The organism is Bacillus sp. SN1 (assembly GCF_002796895.1).
Lineage (GTDB): Bacteria > Bacillota > Bacilli > Bacillales > Bacillaceae > Bacillus > Bacillus inaquosorum.
The window spans coordinates 1,531,966-1,549,904 of sequence record NZ_PHIE01000001.1 but is presented as its reverse complement, the minus strand read 5'-3'; the positions used below and the strand labels follow the sequence as shown (position 1 = coordinate 1,549,904).

18 protein-coding genes are annotated in these 17,939 nt (G+C 44.7%); 13 read left to right on the top strand and 5 right to left on the bottom strand.

The features are described from left to right. Positions 1-59: 59 nt before the first annotated feature. Positions 60-635 carry a TetR/AcrR family transcriptional regulator gene (locus CVV77_RS07850; RefSeq protein ID WP_019257956.1) on the top strand — a complete coding sequence of 192 codons (576 nt, stop codon included), beginning with the start codon at positions 60-62 and terminating at the stop codon, positions 633-635. Positions 636-705: 70 nt separating this feature from the next. Then, complete coding sequence (locus CVV77_RS07845; protein ID WP_100275051.1) at positions 706-3,033, top strand: YhgE/Pip domain-containing protein; 2,328 nt, start codon at positions 706-708, stop codon at positions 3,031-3,033. Between the two features lie 41 nt (positions 3,034-3,074). Here CVV77_RS07845 and fabHB read toward each other — a convergent pair whose 3' ends face one another. Next, entirely contained in the window at positions 3,075-4,052 is a 978-nt protein-coding gene (gene fabHB / locus CVV77_RS07840) for a beta-ketoacyl-ACP synthase III FabHB (RefSeq protein ID WP_060398302.1), read from the bottom strand. Between the two features lie 129 nt (positions 4,053-4,181). On the opposite strand from fabHB, the gene CVV77_RS07835 reads away from it, so the two are divergent. The 4 genes from CVV77_RS07835 to CVV77_RS07820 all read left to right on the top strand — a co-directional run bounded on the left by CVV77_RS07835 (position 4,182) and on the right by CVV77_RS07820 (position 6,838). Then, positions 4,182-4,958, top strand: coding sequence for a YhfC family intramembrane metalloprotease (locus tag CVV77_RS07835; protein WP_100275050.1), 777 nt, complete (start codon positions 4,182-4,184; stop codon positions 4,956-4,958). 96 nt (positions 4,959-5,054) lie between these two features. Then, positions 5,055-5,243 carry a hypothetical protein gene (locus CVV77_RS22155; RefSeq protein ID WP_309300183.1) on the top strand — a complete coding sequence of 63 codons (189 nt, stop codon included), beginning with the start codon at positions 5,055-5,057 and terminating at the stop codon, positions 5,241-5,243. Between the two features lie 134 nt (positions 5,244-5,377). After that, positions 5,378-6,418, top strand: a complete 1,041-nt coding sequence (locus CVV77_RS07825; protein WP_100275048.1) for a M42 family metallopeptidase — start codon at positions 5,378-5,380, stop codon at positions 6,416-6,418. Positions 6,419-6,430: 12 nt separating this feature from the next. Further along, positions 6,431-6,838: an ASCH domain-containing protein gene (locus CVV77_RS07820; RefSeq protein ID WP_019257961.1), complete on the top strand. Its 408-nt coding sequence runs from the start codon at positions 6,431-6,433 to the stop codon at positions 6,836-6,838. Between the two features lie 36 nt (positions 6,839-6,874). Here CVV77_RS07820 and gltT read toward each other — a convergent pair whose 3' ends face one another. Continuing rightward, entirely contained in the window at positions 6,875-8,164 is a 1,290-nt protein-coding gene (gltT, locus tag CVV77_RS07815) for a glutamate/proton symporter GltT (RefSeq protein ID WP_100275047.1), read from the bottom strand. Between the two features lie 270 nt (positions 8,165-8,434). Beyond that, positions 8,435-8,569, bottom strand: a complete 135-nt coding sequence (gene yhfH / locus CVV77_RS07810; RefSeq protein ID WP_003244802.1) for a protein YhfH — start codon at positions 8,567-8,569, stop codon at positions 8,435-8,437. A 157-nt stretch (positions 8,570-8,726) separates the two neighbouring features. On the opposite strand from yhfH, the gene CVV77_RS07805 reads away from it, so the two are divergent. The 4 genes from CVV77_RS07805 (at position 8,727) to lcfB (ending at position 12,837) form a co-directional block, all read left to right on the top strand. Continuing rightward, the gene (locus tag CVV77_RS07805) at positions 8,727-9,461 is read left to right on the top strand and encodes an MBL fold metallo-hydrolase (protein ID WP_084991689.1); all 735 of its coding nucleotides are present in this window, start codon (positions 8,727-8,729) and stop codon (positions 9,459-9,461) included. 12 nt (positions 9,462-9,473) lie between these two features. Next, positions 9,474-10,469 carry a lipoate--protein ligase gene (lplA, locus tag CVV77_RS07800; RefSeq protein WP_088111201.1) on the top strand — a complete coding sequence of 332 codons (996 nt, stop codon included), beginning with the start codon at positions 9,474-9,476 and terminating at the stop codon, positions 10,467-10,469. A gap of 64 nt (positions 10,470-10,533) precedes the next feature. Further along, positions 10,534-11,178 (top strand): SDR family oxidoreductase, encoded by a 645-nt coding sequence (locus CVV77_RS07795; RefSeq protein WP_100275046.1) that lies wholly within the window; start codon positions 10,534-10,536, stop codon positions 11,176-11,178. Between the two features lie 117 nt (positions 11,179-11,295). Next, positions 11,296-12,837, top strand: a complete 1,542-nt coding sequence (gene lcfB / locus CVV77_RS07790; protein ID WP_100275045.1) for a long-chain-fatty-acid--CoA ligase LcfB — start codon at positions 11,296-11,298, stop codon at positions 12,835-12,837. Between the two features lie 39 nt (positions 12,838-12,876). Here lcfB and CVV77_RS07785 read toward each other — a convergent pair whose 3' ends face one another. After that, positions 12,877-13,272 (bottom strand): YhfM domain-containing protein, encoded by a 396-nt coding sequence (locus tag CVV77_RS07785; protein WP_088111198.1) that lies wholly within the window; start codon positions 13,270-13,272, stop codon positions 12,877-12,879. A gap of 149 nt (positions 13,273-13,421) precedes the next feature. Here CVV77_RS07785 and CVV77_RS07780 point away from each other — a divergent pair, with 149 nt between their 5' ends. Beyond that, positions 13,422-14,714 carry a M48 family metallopeptidase gene (locus CVV77_RS07780; protein ID WP_100275044.1) on the top strand — a complete coding sequence of 431 codons (1,293 nt, stop codon included), beginning with the start codon at positions 13,422-13,424 and terminating at the stop codon, positions 14,712-14,714. 39 nt (positions 14,715-14,753) lie between these two features. Here the strand turns inward: CVV77_RS07780 and aprE are convergent, their stop codons facing one another. Continuing rightward, on the bottom strand, positions 14,754-15,899 hold the full coding sequence (gene aprE / locus CVV77_RS07775; protein WP_100275043.1) for a subtilisin AprE: 1,146 nt from the start codon (positions 15,897-15,899) through the stop codon (positions 14,754-14,756). A 443-nt stretch (positions 15,900-16,342) separates the two neighbouring features. Here aprE and CVV77_RS07770 point away from each other — a divergent pair, with 443 nt between their 5' ends. Beyond that, complete coding sequence (locus CVV77_RS07770) at positions 16,343-16,792, top strand: GNAT family N-acetyltransferase (protein WP_003239457.1); 450 nt, start codon at positions 16,343-16,345, stop codon at positions 16,790-16,792. Between the two features lie 71 nt (positions 16,793-16,863). After that, on the top strand, positions 16,864-17,856 hold the full coding sequence (locus CVV77_RS07765; RefSeq protein ID WP_100275042.1) for an NADPH:quinone oxidoreductase family protein: 993 nt from the start codon (positions 16,864-16,866) through the stop codon (positions 17,854-17,856). Positions 17,857-17,939: the final 83 nt, after the last annotated feature.

Below are 17,939 nucleotides of genomic sequence, written 5' to 3'. Positions count from 1 at the left end.
CATTTGCATATGTACTTAATGACTAAAATGTTCAAACGGTCAGTTTCGAGGTGAATACAATGTCAATAGATCGAAAAAAGCTCATTTTGGAGGCGGCCACAAAGTCTTTTACGCAGTTCGGGTATAAAGCGACAACAATGGATCTTGTGGCAAAGCTTGCGAACGTGGGGAAGGGAACCATCTATACTTTTTTCAAAAACAAAGAAGAGCTGTTTGACGAGATTTTCACTACTTTATTGAAGGAAATGAAACAAAAAGCGGACGAAGCGATGGAGCCGAACCTTCCGTTCCATGAAAATGTGCACAGAGCGCTGTTTGCCATTCTGGAGTTCAGGAAAACACATCAGCTGACGATTAAAATTTTTCAAGAAAATGCTGAGATTGGTACAATGGCAGTTCAGGAAGTGATTCAAAAAATGGAGCGAGGCATTCTGTCTTATATCAAAAATAAGATTGAAGACGGGATCAAGAACGGTGCAATCAAGCCGTGCGACCCTGAACTGACAGCTTTTGTGATGCTGAAGCTTTATATCGCGCTCATTTTTGATTGGGAAAAACAGCATCCCCCGCTCGATAAAGAGACGATTGCGGAACTGCTTGAATTGTATGTTGTCAAAGGATTGTCAGCTAACTAGATAATCCTTTCTCTTTGCAAGAAAATGACCATTTTTCATGATGAGTCAGTTTTAGAATGGAGGCATCAGGATGAACACAATACGAAGTCAGTGGAAAGACATCGTAACGAGTAAAAAATTATTAATTCCCATCATTGCCATTTTGTTTGTCCCGCTTATTTACAGCGGCGTGTTCTTAAAGGCTTATTGGGACCCATACGGCACAGTTGACCAGCTGCCTGTCGTTGTCGTCAACCAAGATAAAGGAGCAACGTATGAAGGAGAAAAGCTTCAAATTGGTGATGATCTGGTCAAAGAATTAAAGGATAATAAAAACTTTGATTGGCATTTTTCCAGTGATCTCGACCAATCATTAAAGGACTTATTAAATCAAAAATACTATTTAGTTGTCGAGATTCCTGAGGATTTTTCTAAGAATGCCAGCACTGTATTGGACAAAAATCCGAAAAAGCTCGATCTGAAATACCATACGAATGCCGGTTCAAACTATGTAGGGGCAACGATCGGTGAAAAAGCGATTGATAAACTGAAAGCCTCTGTTTCAAAAGAAGTGACCGAGCAATATACGAAAGTCATTTTTGATAACTTTAAAGATATCGCCAAAGGTTTGAGCGACGCGAGCAGCGGAGCGAAAAAAATTGATGATGGCACAAAGGATGCGAAAAACGGAAGCGCCCAGCTGAAAGAAAATCTGGCGAAGCTGAAGGAAAGCACCGCTACCATCAGTGACAAAACAGCGCAGCTTGCAGATGGAGCGGCTCAGGTGACAAGCGGAATTCAATCGCTTGATAGCTCGCTCGGAAAATTCCAGGACAGCAGTAATCAGATTTATGATAATTCTAACAAGCTTGCGGCAGGATCAGGCAAGATAACGGGCAAGCTAAATGAACTGAATGCCGGCCTTCAAAAGGTGCAGCAGGGCTTGCCTAATCTGACAAACGGGCTGGATCAGCTCAACAGTAAAGCGCAAGAAGAGTCGGAAAAAGCAGCAAAAGCGGAAAAACTCATAAATGCGCTCGATTTAACACAGCTTGAAACAGCTGTGAACAACCTGGAAAAGTCAGAAACTGCGATGAAGGAATTTAAAAAACAGCTGTCTGACTTTGAAAACAGCTTAAAAAACCGTGATCAGGCATTCAAAAATCTCATCAACTCGAGTGATTTCTTAACAGCGGAGCAAAAAAGCCAGCTGATCAATTCTGTTGAAAAGCAGCTTCCGAAAGTTGATGCGCCTGATTTTGATGAAATTTTAAGTGGGCTTCCTGCAGCTGATCAGCTGCCTGACATCGCAACGATAAAAAGCTCATTGGAAGATGTGAAAGCGGAGGTTGCCCAGGTGAAGGCATTGCCGGAAGCTACCTCTAAGCTTTATAACGGCGCAAAAGCCACTCAAGACGCGATTGACAAATTAACTGCTGGATCTGAGAAGCTATACAATGCGTCACAGCAGGTGACAGATGGCCAAACTAAACTGACAGCCGGCATCGGTGAATATAATAAGCAGTTCGCAAAAGCAAAAGCGGGCTCAGAGCAATTGGTGACAGGAAGCAGCCAAGTATCCGGCGGATTGTTTAAGCTGTTAGACGGGTCTAAACAGGTCCAAAACGGATCATCAAAACTTGCAGACGGGTCTGCATCACTTGATACAGGTTTAGGCAAGCTATTGGACGGCACAGGAGAGCTGTCTAGTAAGCTGAAGGATGCGGCAGATCAAACAGGAGATATCGATGCTGACGATCAAACATACGGCATGTTTGCCGATCCTGTTAAAACCAATGATGACGCCATTCATTCCGTTCCTAACTACGGAACAGGGCTGACACCTTATATCCTGTCAATGGGCTTGTATGTCGGCGGCATCATGCTGACGGTTGTCTTCCCGCTGAAGGAAGCGTCAGGACGTCCGAGAAACGGTTTTGAGTGGTTCTTTAGCAAATTCAATGTCATGATGCTCGTTGGAATTATTCAATCGCTGATTGTGGCGACGGTTCTTCTTCTGGGAATTGGTCTCGAGGTTGAGAGCACGTGGAGATTTTACGTGTTTACGATCATTACGAGTCTCGCTTTCCTAGCGATGATTCAATTTTTGGCCACAACGATGGGCAACCCGGGACGATTTATCGCAGTCATTATTTTAGTGCTGCAGCTGGGAGCGAGCGGAGGAACCTTCCCGCTTGAATTGCTTCCGAATTTCTATCAGGTCATCCACGGCGCATTGCCGATGACCTACAGCATTAACGGATTCAGAGCGGTCATTTCAAACGGGGATTTTGGCTACATGTGGCAAATGGCCGGCGTCTTAATCGGCATCGCCCTTGTTATGATTTTGCTCAGCATTACTTACTTTACAATTTTAAGCCGGAAGGAAGAAACATCAGAAGAACAGCCGGCTTCATAATGAAAAAGAACTTGTTTCCTTGGAAACAAGTTCTTTTTTTATTACATTCCCCATTTGACAAGCAATCCTGTATAGGTTAAACCGCCGCCAAATCCGAAAAGCATCACGGTTTGATCTTTTTTCAGCTTCCCGGCTTTCACTGCGAGATCTAGCGCCAAAACAATCGAAACAGAGGACGTGTTTCCATAGTATTCGACACTGGTGAGCGTTTTTTCGATCGGGAACGGTGTTTTTTCACAAATCGACTCAATCATGCGCAAGTTGGCGCTGTGAGGGACAAACCAATCGAGCTCGCCGCTTGTCAGCCCTGCTTGATGTAAAAGGCGTTCAAATTCGCGGGGAACGGTTCTTGCTGCCCATTTATACACTTCGCGGCCGTTTTGGACCATTTTACCGGAACCAGCAAGCGGCATCCCATTCAGTTCATTCCGCAGTGCGGCACGGTACAAAATATCGCCGCCGTTCCCGCTTGTTCCTTGGACAGACGCAAGAAAACCAGGTGTCTCTTCATCTCGTTCTACCAGCAACGCACCCGCTGCGTCGCCAAACAGAACGCATGTCGTTCGGTCCGTATAATCCGTTACCTTTGACAATGTCTCCCCTGCGATGACGAGAATTTTTTGATGAAGGCCGGATGTAATCAATCCGTTTGCCAAATGAAGGCCGTATGTCAGCCCGGCGCACGTCGCATTAATATCCAGGGCGCCGGTGTTTTCCCAGCCGAAATATTCCTGCACACGGCATGCAGTACTCGGAAAGGCGTAATCTGATGTTGTTGTGGCAACGAGGATCATATCCACGTCATCAAGCGTTCCTTCATAACGGCTCTTGAGATCTTTCACCGCTTCTATGCATAAATCAGAGGTAAACTGCTGTTCATCCGCAATCCGGCGTTCTCTCATTCCTGTGCGCTGAACGATCCATTCATCAGACGTATCAACGATCTTTTCTAAATCTGCATTTGTTAAGCGTCTGCTCGGTGCATAGGTGCCGATAGCTGTAATTTTTGCTTTTGACATATGAATCACTCCTTATGATCAGATTATAACACTAGATATTAGTATCTGGTACTAAAAAGAAGGGTTTTTCATAAAAAAAGAGAAATTGTGAAATAGGGAATCTATGAAATAGAAAAAGGAGGCTGAAAAATGGTCAGTCAAGGAGCAGTAGTCCTTATGGCGGTATCCGGAGCTATTGCGTTTTTGTTGCCGATCGGACTGATTGTATGGTTTAAGCGAAAGTATGGCGCATCGCTTAAGGTGTTTTTTATTGGCGCTCTTACGTTTTTTGTCTTTGCCCAGCTGTTGGAGGGCGGCGTTCATGTTTATGTACTGCAAGTGAATGAAATGACGAAAGAAGCGATGCAAAATCCATTGTGGTATGGCATTTACGGCTGCTTGATGGCCGGAATTTTTGAGGAGTGCGGGCGGTATGTTATGATGCGATTTTTTATGAAGCGCCATCATACTTGGGCGGATGGCTTGGCTTTCGGAGCAGGACATGGCGGGCTTGAGGCCATCCTGATTACAGGCTTGTCCTCTATCTCGCTTATTGTATATGCGTATGCGATCAATAGCGGAACGTTTGAACAGCTTTTGATCAATGGCGACATCAAACAGGCACTTTTGCCGATTCAGGAACAGCTGCTGCATACTCCTTCGTATGAGTGGCTGCTGGGCGGAATTGAAAGAATCAGTGCGATTGCTGTCCAGATCGGGCTGTCGCTGCTTGTCCTGTATGCGGTTAAAAGCCGCCGGCCGCTGTTTTTGCTGTATTCTATCCTTTTACATGCGCTGTTTAATGTACCGGCGGTTTTATACCAAAAAAGGATCATAGAACATGCTGCTGCTGTTGAAATCATTGTTGCTCTGATAGCGGCCGTATCAGTTTATTGGATTGTAAAAGCAAAAAGGCTGTTTCAATAAAAGGTCCAAGCAGCAGTAATGCCCGCTTGGAAAAATGTGAATGGAAATATTCATTAAGCATGGGTCATCAGAATATTTCTGATTCAGTCTTTAGCAATGACAGCAAGAGTGTCTGTGTTTTTTACAAGAGAAACAATGGTGTTTCTTTTTCTTCTTCTTCTTCTCGCAAGGGTCATGGCATTCTTTCTTTTTCTCGCAATGGTCGTGGAAATCTTTATCGAACCACTCGTCAAAGAACCAAAAATCATCGAACCAATCGTGACAACGACATTTCTGTTCATGTGAATGACGACAGCACATAGATATCCCTCCTCTTCCCATGCTCTCTACAGCATATGAGAGATTGATAGGAAAAGATTGGACGGGTCCCTCGGGAAAAGAGTATATTTTAAATAGAAAAATAAAAGGAGGAATGTCCTATGACGTCCGTACGTAAAACGATGGAGCTCATTAAAGAACTTGTATCGATCCCAAGCCCCACAGGAAATACATATGAGGTGATCAATTATATTGAAAGCCTTTTAAGAGAATGGAAGGTAGGAACGGTTCGGAACCATAAGGGCGGCTTAATTGCAACGCTTCCCGGACGCGATACATCCCGGCACCGGATGCTGACGGCGCACGTTGACACCCTCGGTGCTATGGTAAAAGAAATTAAAGCTGACGGCCGGCTGAAAATCGATTTGATCGGCGGGTTCCGCTACAACTCGATTGAGGGGGAGTATTGCCAAATTGAAACCGCCTCGGGAAAAACATATACAGGCACAATTTTAATGCATCAAACGTCTGTGCACGTATACAAAGACGCGGGTAAAGCTGAGCGGAATCAAGAGAATATGGAGATCCGCCTCGATGAACCTGTTCACTGCCGGAAAGATACGGAAGAGCTTGGCATTGGCGTCGGAGATTTTGTGTCGTTTGATCCCCGTGTCGAGATCACATCAAGCGGATTTATTAAATCGCGCCATTTGGATGACAAAGCAAGCGTCGCCTTATTGCTCCGCTTAATTCATCAGATTCAAACAGAAGACATTGAATTGCCGTATACAACTCATTTTCTCATTTCAAATAATGAAGAGATCGGATACGGCGGGAACTCGAATATTCCTCCTGAAACGGTCGAATATCTGGCGGTTGATATGGGTGCTATCGGAGACGGGCAGGCGACAGATGAATATTCAGTATCAATCTGTGTGAAGGATGCGAGCGGGCCGTATCATTATCAGCTTAGAAAGCATTTAGTCCATTTAGCCGAGAAGCACCATATCGACTACAAGCTTGATATTTATCCGTACTACGGGTCTGATGCGTCAGCAGCGATCAAATCCGGGCATGATATTGTGCATGGCCTTATTGGGCCGGGAATTGACGCTTCGCATGCATTTGAACGCACCCATAAATCATCTCTTCGCCATACGGCTAAGCTTCTGTACTATTATGTACAGTCACCAATGGTTTAAAGGGGAAGGCGAATGAAGATTTATGAGCTCAAAAGCACATTCGGCTGGGAAGGTGATGGCGGCTTGGGGGAACAGCTGATTCAGCAAATCCTCGCCGGAGAAAAAACAGCCACGTGCGCGCCGAAATCATTGTATTCAAAAGATGAATTGAGTGACGTGTATCAAACAGCGGGGCAGCTTGTTACCGTTTATGATAAACATGACAAACCGAGATGCAATATAAAAGTGACAGATGTGTTTGAAACGACCTTTGGAGCGCCTGATATGAGGTTAGTCAAAGGAGAGGGCAATGGAGATCGAATTGATGAGTTTCAGGAGGACCATCGGATGGCATGGGCGGAACTGATCAAAAACGGTGAACTGGAGCTGAATGAGGATACTGTTTTGATTACAGAGCTGTTTGAACTTGTTAAAGATTAAAAAAGCCTGCGGGGCAAGAACCCCACAGGCTTTTCATTAACCGGAAATGGTTGCGTTTTGGTCTGCTTTTGCTTGGGACATGACCGTTTCTGCTTTCGCAGGATTAAACATGCCTTCCCATTTAGACATAACAACGGCAGCAAGCGCGTTACCAGTCAGGTTGACAACTGTACGTGCCATGTCCATGATGCGGTCTACGCCGGCAATAAAGGCAAGTCCTTCAGCCGGAACGCCGATGGTGCCAAGTGTCGCAAGCAAGACAACAAAAGAAGTACCAGGCACGGCAGCCATCCCTTTAGATGTCACCATTAATACGAGCACAAGCGTAATTTGGTGCCAAATTGTCAAATCAATGCCGTATACCTGTGCCAAAAACAGCGCGGCAATAGATTGATAGAGAACGGAACCGTCTAAGTTAAACGTATATCCGATCGGAATAACAAATGAAACAATGCCTTTCGGGCAGCCGATTTTCTCCATTTTTTCCATGATGCGAGGAAGAACCGTTTCAGAGCTGGACGTACTGAACGCCAGTAAGATTTCGTCCTTCATGTAAGCAAGGAATTTGAAGATGCTGATTCCGGCAATTTTTGCGACAATCCCGAAAATGACAATTAAGAAGAAAGCAAGGGCGACATACACCAATCCGACGAGCTTTCCGAGAGAGAGTAGAGAACCGAGTCCAAATTTAGACACAGTCACTCCGATAAGGGCGAAAACGCCGAGTGGTGCTACTTTCATCACAAGGTTTACAACGTGGAACATGGCATGGGATACACCCTCGAAAAAGGCTAATACAGGCTTGCCCCGTTCGCCGATCGCTGAAATTCCCAATGCAAATAGCACTGTAAAACAGATGATGGCAAGAAGATCCCCTTCAACTAAAGATTGGAAGAAGTTTGTTGGCACAATATGCAGGAACGTTTCCGCCACTGATTTATTGCTTTGTTCTTTTTCAGTTTCAACATATTGACTGATGTCCGTTTTTTGAGCTTCGTGTATATTAACTCCTGTACCCGGATGGAAGATGTTTGCAAGGGCTAGTCCGAGAATAATGGCAAAAGTCGTAATAATCTCGAAGTACAGAATCGTTCTGAAGCCTAATTTACCGACTTGCTTTCCATTTCCTGCACCGGCTACACCGATGATTAAGCTGGAGACAACAATAGGAATCACTATCATTTTGATTAAGCGTAAAAAGAGATCCCCGATTGGCTGCAGGTAAGTAGGCAATGCTGGGTTGCCATACCAAATAACGCCAACAATGACACCTAGAATAAGTCCAACGAATATTTGTGTGGCTAATCCAAACTTAATTCTTTTCATAGATTACCTCCCAAAAAACAAAGTATCAACATATATCATGAATAGACATATATTTAATCTCACTATTAGATCAAATTATAATAGATAAGAATCGAATTCGTCTATAGTAAATTATATTTTGAAAATGAAGAATATTCAAAAATATGGCACGAAACACCAGAATTATCTAAAAACAGGTGAGCTTTGACCCAACCTGACTATTATTTCAAAATAAAGAGATATGAGAAAAATCAAGAAAATCCCACGCGTGATGCGCAGGATTTTCGCTCATTACAAATCGTTTACTTTTATACAGTCATTGCAGATATTACCATAACACTCATGCTGCTCTTCTATCTTTTTTCCACATTCCGCGCACTTTTTCGAAGGCAGGTTTCTAAAAAATTCTGTGATTTTTCCCAGCATAACCAATCCCTCTTTCCCCTTTGTAGTGTTTTCATTGTAATATAACAGATTATAAAAATCAATAACTGTTTTGATACAATGTTTAAAACATGCTTTTTTTAAGAAAAATGGGTATATTGAAGGAGGATCAATTTTCTTGAAAAGATAGGAGGACATTATGAAAGTTACAGTTATCGGATGCTATGGCGGTTTTCCGGCCGCAAATGAAGCGACGTCGGGCTATTTGTTTCAGTCAGGTGATTACTCTTTGCTTGTCGATTGCGGCAGTGCCGTATTATCTAAGCTGTTCGGATATGTGCCGGCGGAAAAGCTGGATGCGGTGGTTCTGTCTCATTATCACCATGACCATATCGCTGACATCGGACCGCTGCAATTTGCCAAGCAAGTCGGTTCGTTTCTCGGCAAAGGAGAGCACACGCTTCCGATTTACGGACATGATGCTGATATAGAACAGTTTCAAAAGCTTACATATAAAACACATACAAAAGGGATTGCTTATCAGCCGGATCAGCCGCTGACTGTCGGTCCGTTTACGATCACCTTTCTAAAAACAATTCACCCGGTGACGTGCTATGCCATGCGGATTACGGATGGCAGCCATACTGTCGTATATACCGCTGATTCCAGCTATCAGGATTCATTTATTCCGTTTTCGGAAAATGCCGATTTGTTGATCTCAGAATGCAATTTTTATGCCGATCAAGACGGGACAAGCGCAGGCCATATGAACAGCCTGGAAGCCGGGCGAATTGCAAAAGAAGCGGGAGCGGGAGAGCTGCTGCTGACGCATTTGCCGCATTTCGGCGTGCATGACAATCTTCGCAAAGAAGCGAAAACCGTTTTTAACGGCGAAGTGAATATTGCGAAATCAGGTTTTGTGTGGGAAGGATAAAGGAGGAGCACCATGTTATTTATAGACAATCAAAACATCAATGATCCGCGGATCAATCTTGCTATCGAAGAGTACTGTGTAAAGCATTTAAACCCAGAACAGCCGTATTTGCTCTTTTACGTGAATCAGCCGTCTATTATCATTGGGAAAAACCAAAATACGATAGAAGAAATCAATACAAAATATGTAGAGGAAAACGGAATTATCGTCGTCCGCCGTTTATCAGGCGGAGGCGCTGTGTATCATGATCTGGGGAATTTGAACTTCAGCTTTATCACAAAGGATGACGGGGAGAGCTTTCATAACTTTAAAAAGTTCACTGAGCCGGTGATCCAGGCTTTGCACCAGCTTGGGGTTCAAGCGGAATTGAGCGGCCGGAACGACATTGTCGTAGATGGCCGGAAAATATCCGGAAACGCCCAGTTTGCGACAAAAGGACGCATTTTCAGCCACGGCACTCTCATGTTTGACTCAGCCATTGATCATGTTGTGTCAGCATTAAAGGTGAAAAAGGATAAAATTGAATCAAAAGGGATCAAGTCAATCAGAAGCCGTGTGGCAAACATCAGTGAGTTTCTTGACGATAAAATGACCACGGAAGAATTCCGCAGCCATTTGCTACGCCATATTTTTAACACAAATGACATTCAAAATGTACCGGAGTATAAGCTGACGGAAAAAGATTGGGAGGTCATCCATCAAATATCAAAAGAGCGCTATCAGAATTGGGATTGGAACTACGGACGCTCACCGAAATTTAACCTTAATCATTCGAAACGCTATCCGATCGGGTCGATTGATCTGCGCCTGGAAGTCAAGAAAGGCAAAATTGAGGACTGCAAAATCTTCGGAGATTTCTTCGGTGTCGGTGATGTATCTGAAATTGAAAACATGCTGGTCGGAAAACAATATGAACGCAGCGTTATCGCTGATGTGCTGGATGATGTGAATCTCAAGCATTACTTTGGGAACATTACGAAAGAGGATTTCCTTGATCTGATTTATTAAGGCAAAACACATTGTTTGAAAGAGCGATTGTGTTTTTGAAATAATGGAGGCAGGAGGGATTCACATGAAAGTGTTTTTAATCGGAGCGAACGGACAAATCGGTCAAAGACTCGTTTCTTTATTCCAGGACAATCCTGATCATTCCGTCAGAGCGATGGTCAGAAAAGAAGAACAGAAAGCGTCTCTCGAAGCTTCCGGTGCAGAAGCTGTGCTTGCGAATCTGGAGGGCAGCCCGGAAGAAATCGCCGTGGCGGCAAAAGGCTGTGACGCGATCATTTTCACAGCCGGTTCAGGCGGCAGCACAGGTTATGATAAAACGCTGCTGGTGGATCTTGACGGAGCGGCAAAAGCAATGGAAGCTGCGGACATCGCCGGAATCAAACGGTTTATCATGGTCAGCGCCCTGCAAGCCCACAACCGTGAAAATTGGAATGAATCACTTAAACCTTATTATGTGGCCAAGCATTACGCTGATAAAATTCTCGAATCCAGCGGCTTAACCTATACGATTATCCGTCCGGGGGGGCTTCGCAATGAGCCTGGAACGGGAACTGTATCAGCAGCGAAGGATCTGGAAAGACGATCTATTTCCCGTGATGACGTTGCGAAAACGGTCATTGCTTCTTTGGATGAAACCAATACGGAAAATCGGGCCTTTGATTTGACAGAAGGAGATACGCCGATTACCGAAGCATTGAAGAAACTATAACAGTACGGACACTCGGGGCTTTTTGCTCTTGAGTGTTTTTTTCTGTTTCTCTATAATGAAGGGGAAAGCTTATCTTCAATAATGAATGACTGTTCATTCACTTTAAGGGGTGGGAGAATGAATCTCGTTTCGAAATTGGAAGAGACAGCATCTGAGAAGCCCGACAGCATCGCATGCAGGTTTAAGGATCACATGATGACGTATCAGGAGCTGAATGAAAGCATTCAGCGATTTGCGGACGGCCTTCAGGAAGCCGGTATGGAGAAAGGGGACCATCTTGCTTTGCTGCTTGGCAATTCGCCGGATTTTATCATCGCGTTTTTTGGTGCGTTAAAGGCCGGAATTGTGGCTGTGCCCATCAATCCGATGTACACGCCGACAGAAATCGGTTATATGCTGACAAATGGCGATGTAAAAGCGATCGTGGGCGTTGATCAGCTTTTGCCGCTTTATGAAAGCATACATGAATCGCTGCCAAAGGTTGAGCTCGTCATTTTATGCCAGACGGGAGAGGCTGAGCCGGAAGCTTCAGACCCAGAGGTCAGAATGAAATTGACAACGTTTGCAAAAATATTGCGTCCGACATCTGTCGCTAAACAAAGGCCAGAGCTTGTCCCTGATGATATTGCGGTTATTTTATATACGTCAGGAACAACCGGAAAACCGAAAGGCGCAATGCTGACCCATCAGAATTTGTACAGCAATGCCAACGATGTCGCCGGCTATTTGGGAATGGATGAGAAGGACAATGTGGTCTGCGCTCTTCCTATGTTTCACGTGTTTTGTTTAACCGTCTGTATGAATGCCCCGCTGATGAGCGGCGCAACTGTCTTGATTGAACCTCAATTCAGTCCGGCATCTGTTTTTAAGCTTGTTAAAGAGAGGCAGGCGACCATTTTTGCCGGTGTGCCTACGATGTATAATTACTTGTTTCAGCATGAAAACGGAAAGAAAGATGATTTTTCTTCCATCCGGCTGTGCATTTCAGGAGGCGCGGCCATGCCAGTCGCACTGCTGACGTCGTTTGAAGAAAAATTCGGCGTTACCATTTTGGAAGGCTACGGGCTCTCGGAAGCATCACCCGTCACGTGCTTTAACCCGTTCGACAGGGGCAGAAAACCGGGCTCCATCGGGACAAGTATCTTACATGTCGAAAACAAGGTCGTAGATCCGCTCGGACGTGAGCTGCCCGATCACCAGGTCGGTGAATTGATCGTGAAAGGCCCTAATGTGATGAAAGGCTATTACAAAATGCCGATGGAAACAAAGCATGCGTTAAAAGACGGGTGGCTTTATACAGGGGACTTGGCAAGACGGGATGAGGACGGCTATTTTTACATTGTTGACCGGAAAAAAGACATGATCATTGTAGGAGGATACAACGTGTATCCGCGTGAGGTGGAGGAAGTGCTGTACAGCCACCCGGATGTTAAGGAGGCGGTTGTCATCGGTGTGCCGGACCCTCAAAGCGGGGAAGCGGTAAAGGGATATGTTGTACCGAAACGCTCTGGTGTAACAGAAACGGACATCATGCAGCATTGTGAAAAACATCTGGCAAAATACAAACGGCCTGCTGCTATTACGTTTCTTGACGACATTCCGAAAAATGCGACAGGGAAATTACTCAGACGGGCGCTGAGAGATATTTTGCCTCAATAATATGAAAAAGCGAAGCGGCGGAGCTTCGCTTTTTCATTTTTAATCCTTTGCTTCTTTTTTAATAATGTTTAGCAGCGCCTTTGTATCGCGTTTACTTAATTTGTAGTATGTGCCGTCCTTCAAATAAACGGCTTGCTGGCTGCCGTCAATCCATAGTCTGAATGAGTCGTACCGGTCTTTATGAAACTTGATTGTCCCTTCGTAATCAGGGGTTGATGTTTTTTCTGTCTTCAGCTGTTTTCCCTGATTCATAATGTCCAGCATGTCTTTGACGTGCTGCCTTTTTTCAATCTCGATATCTTCCCGGCCGCTTGAAGACAGCGTGATCAAATCCGCGTCTACCGATTGATACACATCGCCTGACCGGCTGTAAAGATAGAAAAATGCAAGAAACACAAGACCGATAACCACGATGGCTGCCACTATTTTTTTCATTTGCATCACTCCAAACATTGTTAGTTTTCCCAGCGATCGGGCTTTCCATGCTTAAAAGGACGGAAAAGTACGAGCGCATAGCTTGGTTCTAAGAATTTGAATTTATGATTACAATAGAAGTAACGGGTTGATGTGAGGAGTGAGGCGTTATGCGGAAGTGGATTGCGGCAGCAGGGCTTGCATACGTGCTGTACGGACTGTTTTTTTATTGGTATTTTTTCCTGTCCGGTGATTCCGCAGTACCGGAGGCCGTGAAAGGGACGCAGGCTGATCCGGCTTCTTTCATGAAGCCGTCTGAATTGGCAGTGGCCGAGCAGTATTCGAATGTAAAGAATTTTCTATTTTTTATTGGGATTCCTCTTGATTGGTTTTTGTTCTTTGTATTGCTGGTCAGCGGCGCTTCAAAGAAAATCAAGGGATGGATGGAAGCGGCCTTGCCTTTTCGGTTTTTGCAGATCATTGGTTTTGTGTTTGTGCTTTCGCTGATCACAACTTTGGTGACACTGCCTTTAGATTGGATAGGCTATCAAGTATCGCTTGACTATAACATTTCTACACAGACAGCGGTCAGCTGGGCTAAGGATCTGGTCATAGACTTTTGGATCAGCTTTCCGATCTTTACGCTTTGCGTTCTCGTGTTTTATTGGCTGATCAAAAGTCATGGAAAAAAATGGTGGTTATACGCTTGGCTGTTAACTGTGCCGTTTTCGCTGTTTCTGTTTTTTATTCAGCCGGTCATTATCGATCCTTTATACAATGATTTTTATCCGCTGAAAAACAAAGAGCTTGAAAGCAAGATTTTAGAGCTGGCAGAAGAAGCCGATATTCCGGCTAATCATGTATATGAAGTGAACATGTCTGAAAAAACAAATGCGCTTAATGCCTATGTCACAGGAATTGGGGCCAACAAACGGATTGTATTGTGGGATACAACGCTGAACAAACTTGATGATTCAGAAATTCTCTTTATTATGGGCCACGAAATGGGCCATTATGTCATGAAGCACGTCTATATCGGACTGGCCGGCTATTTGCTCGTGTCGCTCGCTGGATTTTATGTCATTGATAAGCTTTACAAGCGGACGGTCCGCTTTACCCGCAGCATGTTTCATTTAGAGGGAAGGCATGACCTTGCAGCACTGCCGCTGTTATTGCTTTTGGTGTCCGTTTTGAGCTTTGCGGTTACGCCTTTTTCTAATGCCGTCTCGCGTTATCAAGAGAATAAGGCTGACCAGTATGGGATCGAGCTGACGGAGAACAGAGAAGCCGCTGTCAAAACGTTTCAGGATTTGGCCGTGACGGGACTGAGCCAGGTTAATCCTCCGGAGCTTGTTAAAATATTCAGAGGCAGCCATCCTTCGATTATGGAACGGATTCAACGAGCGGAAAAAGAAGAGAATGCGCCAGAGCATCCTGCCTCAGAACAGGATGCTGACAAATAAAAAGAAGCAGGTATGGAGGAACCTGCTTCTTTTTTTCTATTATTGTGCAGCTGCTTGTACATTGATTAACCCTTTTCCATAGTAGAAAGAGCTTCCAAGGTATGTTGCAGTGCTTTCTAAACGATCACGGACTTGCGCGTTTGTCCAAGTCGGGTGCTTAGAAAGAATTAACGCTGCTGCACCGGCAACGTGAGGAGTCGCCATTGACGTTCCGTTGTAAGCACCGTAAGTGCCTCCAGGAAGTGTGCTTTGGATGGACACGCCAGGAGCCATCACATCAAGCTCAGAACCTGCGCTTGAGAATGAAGCTCTTTGGTTGCTGCTGTTTACCGCACCTACCGCAATGGTAGAAGGATATTTTGCAGGGTAGCCGACTGTGCTTGTGCTGCCCGATGAACCTTCGTTTCCGGCTGCAGCAGCAACAACGATGCCGCTGGAAACGGCTTTATCAACTACTGTTTTCAGCGCTGTTGAACCAGAAGGTCCGCCAAGGCTCATGTTGATAACATCCATATTGTTGGAAATAGCCCACTCAATGCCGTTAATAATCCAGCTGTATTGGCCGCTTCCTGTTGAGTCAAGAACTTTTACTGCATATAACGATGCGTTTGGCGCTACGCCCAGAACACCGATTGTGTTATTAAGAGCGGCAATCGTACCGGCTACATGTGTGCCGTGAGAACTGCCGTCCTGGTATGGGTTTGTTTCAGAAGGTACGAAGCTTGCTCCGCCTCTGACGTTTAAGTCAGGATGAGAAGAGTCAATTCCGCTGTCGATAACAGCTACTTTTACATTAGAGCCTGTGTAGCCTTGAGAGTGAAGAGCCGGCGCTTTAATTTGAGAGATGCCGTAAGGAACAGATTGCGCATATTCATGTGCAATATGATCTTCTTCCACATATGCAACGCTCGGATCTTGTTTCAATTCTTTTACAGCTTTTTCATCCAATGTTGCTGTGGCTGCGTTAACATACTTAAACTGCTTTTGAACTTTTCCGCCTTTCTCAGAAATAACATCCTTTTTCTTGGCGGAACTCATGGCACTCATTGTCTGTTTGAATCCGACAATGTATTTCTTTTCTGTACTGCTTTTTCCGGCAGCCTGCGCAGACATGTTGCTGAACGCCATCGTAAAGATTAACGTTAACGCAAACAACAAGCTGATCCACAATTTTTTGCTTCTCACTCTTTACCCTCTCCTTTTAAAAAAGATTCAGAGTAGCCTCACTTAAGGGACTATTCTGTAAATTTATTGTAATAGATGGAATAATATTTTAGTAGACCCATTTTTTCACGATGATTTTATCTCTATTTAGGTATATCATCTCTCGCTATTTCTGTAGAGCCTCGAAATAACTAATTTTATACAGAAAAGAACGAAAATAGACATGAGTAAATGTTCATTATGCTGAAATGTCATGCTTTTTCAGGTTAAATGCTCCTGAGTCCCGGCAAATTCCTGTCGAAAAAAATCCTTCAAATGACCTGCATGTGTTTTCGTGAGATCAATGGATATTATCTTGATATTTTTTCTATGTATGCTGATAAAAGTATTCTGAAAAATAAACTTTACAGAAAATTCTATTAAAGTTAAAATAAAACGATTATAGAGAGGGAGGAACAAATGAGATGAACATTCGCCAAGCAAAGACATCAGATGCAGCAGCCATCGCGCCGTTATTTAACCAGTATCGGGAATTTTATAAGCAGGCGTCCGATCTGAAAGGGGCAGAGGCTTTTTTGAAAGCGCGTCTGGAAAATCACGAGTCTATTATTTTGATAGCTGAAGAAAATGGAGAATTCATAGGTTTTACCCAGCTCTATCCAACGTTTTCTTCTGTGTCAATGAAAAGAATCTACATATTAAATGACTTATTTGTCGCTCCTCATTCGCGAACAAAGGGAGCTGGCGGGCAGCTGCTGTCTGCCGCAAAGGATTATGCTGCGGAAAACGGGGCAAGTCGTTTATCGCTTCAGACTGAACACCACAACCTGACGGCAAGAAGCTTATATGAGCAAAACGGCTATGAAGAGGATACTGCTTTTGTCCATTATCGTCTCAGTGTACCGGCGAAGTGAAAATGGAAGCTTGATGATTTGGTTTTTTGAACGTTCTTCGGTTACGATAGAAACGAAAAGGAGTGTGCCGAATGTCAACGTTATTTCAAGCATTGCTGGCAGAAAAAGATGCTGATGATGTTTCAGTCAATGTAAAAACCATGTCAACAGAGGATTTGCCGAAAGATGGTGTCCTGATTAAAATTGCTTATTCCGGCATCAATTATAAAGACGGCCTGGCCGGAAAAGCAGGCGGAAATATCGTCAGAGAGTATCCGCTTATTTTAGGCATTGATGCTGCGGGTACGGTTGTCTCTTCCAATGATCCGCGTTTTGCCGAGGGAGATGAAGTGATTGCAACAAGTTATGAGCTCGGTGTCTCCCGCGATGGCGGATTAAGTGAATATGCTTCAGTGCCTGGTGACTGGCTGGTGCCTTTGCCAACAAATCTTACTTTAAAAGAAGCGATGGTGTACGGAACAGCGGGATTTACAGCGGCGTTATCGGTGCACCGGCTTGAACAGAACGGCCTGTCTCCGGAAAAAGGGAGCGTGCTTGTCACAGGAGCAACCGGCGGTGTCGGCGGAATTGCTGTATCGATGCTGAACAAGCGGGGCTATGAAGTGGTGGCAAGCACCGGAAACCAGGAGGCGGCTGATTATTTGAAGCAGCTCGGTGCAAGCGAAGTGATCAGCAGGGAAGATGTCTATGACGGAACGCTTAAGGCGCTGTCCAAGCAGCAATGGCAGGGAGCGGTTGATCCAGTCGGCGGAAAACAGCTTGCCTCGCTTTTAAGCAAAATCCAATATGGCGGATCTGCCGCGGTGAGCGGCTTAACGGGCGGGGGAGAGGTTCCTGCTACGGTGTATCCGTTTATTCTTCGCGGGGTCAGCCTGCTCGGAATCGACTCAGTGTACTGTCCGATGGATGTCAGAGCCGCTGTTTGGGAGCGCATGTCTTCCGATCTCAAGCCTGATCAGCTGCTGACAATCGTGGATAGGGAAGTACCATTGGCAGAAGCGCCGGCTGCGTTAAAAGATATTTTGCAAAATCGCATTCAAGGAAGAATCATTGTGAAGCTTTAACAGGCCCAGCTTGCAGAGAAAACTATGTTTTTCTGCAAGCTTTTGTATTTTTTCAAGAATATGTACAAGTTATTAAGCTGATG

Bases quoted from the DNA above. Each gene is read 5' to 3' on its own strand.
- CVV77_RS07850 (WP_019257956.1), top strand. From the start codon at position 60: ATGTCAATAGATCGAAAAAAGCTCATTTTGGAGGCGGCCACAAAGTCT.
- CVV77_RS07845 (WP_100275051.1), top strand. From the start codon at position 706: ATGAACACAATACGAAGTCAGTGGAAAGACATCGTAACGAGTAAAAAA.
- fabHB (WP_060398302.1), bottom strand. From the start codon at position 4,052: ATGTCAAAAGCAAAAATTACAGCTATCGGCACCTATGCACCGAGCAGA.
- CVV77_RS07835 (WP_100275050.1), top strand. From the start codon at position 4,182: ATGGTCAGTCAAGGAGCAGTAGTCCTTATGGCGGTATCCGGAGCTATT.
- CVV77_RS22155 (WP_309300183.1), top strand. From the start codon at position 5,055: ATGACAGCAAGAGTGTCTGTGTTTTTTACAAGAGAAACAATGGTGTTT.
- CVV77_RS07825 (WP_100275048.1), top strand. From the start codon at position 5,378: ATGACGTCCGTACGTAAAACGATGGAGCTCATTAAAGAACTTGTATCG.
- CVV77_RS07820 (WP_019257961.1), top strand. From the start codon at position 6,431: ATGAAGATTTATGAGCTCAAAAGCACATTCGGCTGGGAAGGTGATGGC.
- gltT (WP_100275047.1), bottom strand. From the start codon at position 8,164: ATGAAAAGAATTAAGTTTGGATTAGCCACACAAATATTCGTTGGACTT.
- yhfH (WP_003244802.1), bottom strand. From the start codon at position 8,569: ATGCTGGGAAAAATCACAGAATTTTTTAGAAACCTGCCTTCGAAAAAG.
- CVV77_RS07805 (WP_084991689.1), top strand. From the start codon at position 8,727: ATGAAAGTTACAGTTATCGGATGCTATGGCGGTTTTCCGGCCGCAAAT.
- lplA (WP_088111201.1), top strand. From the start codon at position 9,474: ATGTTATTTATAGACAATCAAAACATCAATGATCCGCGGATCAATCTT.
- CVV77_RS07795 (WP_100275046.1), top strand. From the start codon at position 10,534: ATGAAAGTGTTTTTAATCGGAGCGAACGGACAAATCGGTCAAAGACTC.
- lcfB (WP_100275045.1), top strand. From the start codon at position 11,296: ATGAATCTCGTTTCGAAATTGGAAGAGACAGCATCTGAGAAGCCCGAC.
- CVV77_RS07785 (WP_088111198.1), bottom strand. From the start codon at position 13,272: ATGAAAAAAATAGTGGCAGCCATCGTGGTTATCGGTCTTGTGTTTCTT.
- CVV77_RS07780 (WP_100275044.1), top strand. From the start codon at position 13,422: ATGCGGAAGTGGATTGCGGCAGCAGGGCTTGCATACGTGCTGTACGGA.
- CVV77_RS07770 (WP_003239457.1), top strand. From the start codon at position 16,343: ATGAACATTCGCCAAGCAAAGACATCAGATGCAGCAGCCATCGCGCCG.
- CVV77_RS07765 (WP_100275042.1), top strand. From the start codon at position 16,864: ATGTCAACGTTATTTCAAGCATTGCTGGCAGAAAAAGATGCTGATGAT.